The organism is Pseudorhodoplanes sp., assembly GCF_035565795.1.
GTDB lineage: Bacteria > Pseudomonadota > Alphaproteobacteria > Rhizobiales > Xanthobacteraceae > Pseudorhodoplanes.
Genome location: NZ_DATMRV010000255.1, coordinates 1 through 3,941 on the forward strand (window position 1 = coordinate 1; position 3,941 = coordinate 3,941).

Annotated in this window: 5 protein-coding genes; all 5 read right to left on the minus strand. The window is 62.8% G+C overall.

Going from position 1 to position 3,941, the window contains the following annotated elements; all coding sequences use genetic code 11:
- The coding region (locus tag VNZ93_RS23270) for an NAD(P)(+) transhydrogenase (Re/Si-specific) subunit beta (RefSeq protein WP_325711083.1) at window positions 1-1,119 on the minus strand (1,119 nt) is incomplete at its 3' end.
- A 7-nt stretch (window positions 1,120-1,126) separates the two neighbouring features.
- Window positions 1,127-1,435, minus strand: coding sequence for a proton-translocating transhydrogenase family protein (locus VNZ93_RS23275; protein ID WP_325608073.1), 309 nt, complete (start codon window positions 1,433-1,435; stop codon window positions 1,127-1,129).
- Window positions 1,436-1,447: 12 nt separating this feature from the next.
- Complete coding sequence (locus VNZ93_RS23280) at window positions 1,448-2,575, minus strand: Re/Si-specific NAD(P)(+) transhydrogenase subunit alpha (protein ID WP_325711086.1); 1,128 nt, start codon at window positions 2,573-2,575, stop codon at window positions 1,448-1,450.
- Between the two features lie 18 nt (window positions 2,576-2,593).
- Window positions 2,594-2,749, minus strand: coding sequence for an aa3-type cytochrome c oxidase subunit IV (locus tag VNZ93_RS23285; protein ID WP_325711089.1), 156 nt, complete (start codon window positions 2,747-2,749; stop codon window positions 2,594-2,596).
- 95 nt (window positions 2,750-2,844) lie between these two features.
- The coding region (locus VNZ93_RS23290; RefSeq protein WP_325711092.1) for an AarF/ABC1/UbiB kinase family protein at window positions 2,845-3,941 on the minus strand (1,097 nt) is incomplete at its 5' end.

The window sequence follows — 3,941 nt, forward strand, 5'->3', positions numbered from 1 at the left end:
TTCGAACACCTCGTCGTAAGGGACGTTGGCTTCAGCCAGCAGCACGTTCATGTGGCCGGGCATGCGGCCGGCGACCGGATGGATCGCGTATTTGACCTCGACGCCTTCCTTCTTGAGATGATCGGCCATCTCGCGGAGCGCGTGCTGTGCCTGCGCCACCGCCATGCCGTAGCCCGGCACGATGATGACCTTGCTGGCATTCTTCATGATGTACGCGGCGTCTTCCGCGGAGCCGAGTTTCACCGGCTTCTGTTCGCCGCCGCCGGCGGGCCCTGCAACCTCGCCGCCGAATCCGCCGAGGATGACCGAGATGAAGCTCCGGTTCATGCCCTTGCACATGATGTAGGACAGGATCGCGCCCGAGGAGCCCACCAGCGCGCCGGTGATGATCAGCGCGGAATTGCCAAGGGTGAAGCCGATGCCGGCCGCTGCCCAGCCGGAATAGGAGTTCAGCATCGAGATCACGACCGGCATGTCGGCGCCGCCGATCGGGATGATGATCAACACGCCAAAGACCAGCGAGGCGATCACGAGCAGCCAGAACACCGAATGACTTTCGGTGCGTGCGAGCGTCGCGATCAGAACAAGGATCACAAGGCCGAGCGCAATGTTGATCGCGTGACGCGCCGGCAGCATGATCGGCGCGCCGCTCATGCGGCCCGACAGCTTCATGAAGGCGATGACCGAGCCGGTGAAGGTGATTGCGCCGATCGCGGTGCCAAGCGACATCTCGATCAGGCTCGCGCCCTTGATGGTGCCGACATTGCCGATGCCGAAGGCGGCGGGCGCATAGAGCGCACCGGCGGCGACCAGCACCGCGGCCATGCCTACCAGGGAATGGAAGGCCGCAACCAGTTCCGGCATCGCCGTCATCGGCACCTTGCGGGCGATCAGAGCGCCGATGCCGCCGCCAATCGCAATGCCGAGGATCACCAGCAGCCAGGCCATGGCGCCGGCGGGCGGATGCGAAGCGAGCGTCGTGAGAATGGCGATCGCCATGCCCACAATGCCGAACATATTGCCCTGCCGGCTGGTCTCCGGCGACGACAGCCCGCGCAGCGCGAGAATGAAAAGAACGCCCGCGACGAGATAGCAAAGCGCGACGAGGTTCGGGGTCATGCCGCGCTCACTTCTTTTCCTTCTTCTGGTACATCGCGAGCATGCGCTGCGTGACCAGGAACCCGCCAAAGATATTGATCGAGGCGAAGACCAGCGCGACGAAGCCGAGGATGCGCGCAACGGTCGTGCCTGATTCCATGATCGGCACACCCACCGCGAGCAGCGCGCCGACCACGATCACCGAGGAGATCGCGTTCGTCACGGACATCAGCGGCGTATGCAACGCGGGCGTCACCGACCAGACAACGTAATAGCCGACGAACACCGCCATCACGAAAATCGAGAACTGGAAGACGAAGGGATCGACGTGGTCCATGCTCTGTGCCCCTCAGGCCTTCGGCTGGAAATTCGGATGCACGATCTTGCCATCGCGCGTCAGCAGCGTGCCTTTGACGATCTCGTCGTCCCAGTTGATCGCAAGTTTCTTTTCCTTCTTGTCGATCATGCTCTCGAGGAAGGTCAGAAGATTCTTGGCGTAAAGCGCCGAGGACGAAGCGGCGAGCCGGCCGGGGACGTTGAGGTAGCCGACGATCTTCACGCCATTGATGGTGACGACCTCGCCCGGCTTTGCGCCCTCGACATTTCCGCCGCGCTCGACCGCAAGGTCCACGATGACCGAACCCGGCCGCATCGAGGCGACCATCTCGGCCGAAACCAGCTTGGGCGCTGGCCGCCCGGGGATCAGCGCAGTGGTGATGACGATGTCCTGCTTCTTGATGTGTTCGGCGATGAGTGCAGCCTGCTTGGCCTGATAGTCTTTCGACATTTCCTTGGCGTAGCCGCCTGCGGTTTCGGCCTGCTTGAATTCCTCGTCCTCGACGGCGATGAATTTCGCGCCAAGGCTCTGAACCTGCTCCTTCACTGCCGGCCGCACGTCGGTTGCGGTGACCACGGCGCCGAGGCGGCGGGCCGTCGCGATCGCCTGCAGACCGGCAACGCCGACGCCCATGATGAAGGCTTTCGCCGCAGGCACCGTACCGGCCGGCGTCATCATCATCGGCAGCGCGCGGCCATACTCGGCGGCCGCATCGATCACGGCTCGATACCCTGCAAGGTTGGCCTGGCTGGACAGCACGTCCATGGATTGCGCGCGCGTGATACGCGGCATCAATTCCATTGCGAAGGACGTAACGCCGGAATTTGCCAGCGCAGCGATTGCGGCATCATGGCCATACGGGTCCATGAGGGACACGACGATGGCGCCCCGCTTGTAGTCGAGCAATTCGTCGGCACGCGGACGCCGCACGCGAAGTACAATGTCCGCTGTCTTGACGGCGTCTTTCTCAACCGTAGCACCGGCAGCGACGTAGTCGGCGTCGGGAATACCGGATTGCACACCGGCACCCGGCTCAACCGCGACTTCGGCACCCAGCCCGATGAACTTCTTGACGGTTTCCGGCGTGCCGGCAACACGCGGCTCTGCCTTGTCGGACTCCGCCGCAACCGCGATTTTCATGCGCCCCCCGGCGGCAATTTAATGGACCAGGAAATAGGCCATAAGGATCAGGATGGCCACCACGATGCCGATGCCCCATTTCGTCATCGTCAGGAACGCGAGATAAGTCCGCTCGTGCTCCTTGTAGTCGTTACCGTCGGCGGTGGTATAGGCCACCTCGCTGTGGTCAGCCATTGCGATCCCCGTGAGAGAAAAGAAATTCTGCCCACCGGTTACCGCAATTGCGCTTTGGGGGCAACGGCAGGATAGCGGCAGGGGCCGCCTCATCCTCAGGCCTCGGGATGCGGCAAGTTCGCCCGGTCGAGCGCCGCGGCCTGGCGCGCGGCAAGCTCCGGAAGAGAGAAATTTTCGATCGCCTCGTTGAACAGGCGGTAGAAATTCAACTCGGCGTGGAGATGCAGGAAGACCCCGCCAAGTCCAATGGCCGCGCGGTCCATGAAGACAAATTCCCGCGGCACGGTGACGGGCCCCTTCTCCTTCAGCGCCTGATGCACGCGAAAGGCTTCGCGGCGTCCATATTCGGAGGGTTTGACGCCGTCAGCGATGCTGCGGACGCGGTCGTCCAGCAGCGGTCCATAGATAAACCTTGCCCAGATATTGAGGATCTCGATCAGCTCACGGGTGAGATTACGAAAGCCCCATGTCTCGTAGGCGTTGACGATGAGCGCGTCATTGCCATCGCGCAGCCCGTGATACAGGTCGACGACCCCACCCACGAAGCGCGGCGGGAAAATCCGGATGCAGCCGTAATCGAGGAGATTGATCCCGCCCGGCACGCCCTCCTTCTCGAAGACCGAGTAATTACCGAGGTGCGGGTCGCCGTGGATCACGCCGAAGCGGCTGAACGGAAACCACCATGCGGTGAACATGGCCTGCGCAAGAAGGTTGCGGTGCTCCAGCGCCGCGTCCTTGAAGGCGAGCATCCGTTTGCCCTCAAGCCAGTCGAGCGTCAGGAGACGCGTGGTCGACAGATCGGGCCACACGCGCGGCACGCGGATCAGATCGATATCAGCAAGCATGTCGCGATATAGCGCGACATGCTTCGCTTCGCGCACGTAATCCAGTTCTTCGCGAATGCGCGCGCCGATCTCCTCGTTGATCTCGGAAGTGTCGATCGCAGGCTCGATGCGGCGATGGAGCGCGAACAGGAGGTTGAGCTGCTTGAGATCAGCCTCGACCGCCGACTGCATGTCCGGATACTGCAGCTTGCAGGCCAGCTCCGTCTCGTCATGCGCAAGCGCCTTGTGGACCTGGCCTAGCGATGCAGCGGCGGCGGGCTTGTGCTCGAAGCTTGCGAATTTCGCCTGCCAGTCGACGCCTAGCTCGGCGATCATCCGTCGCTTGACGAAGGCCCAGCCCATCGGCG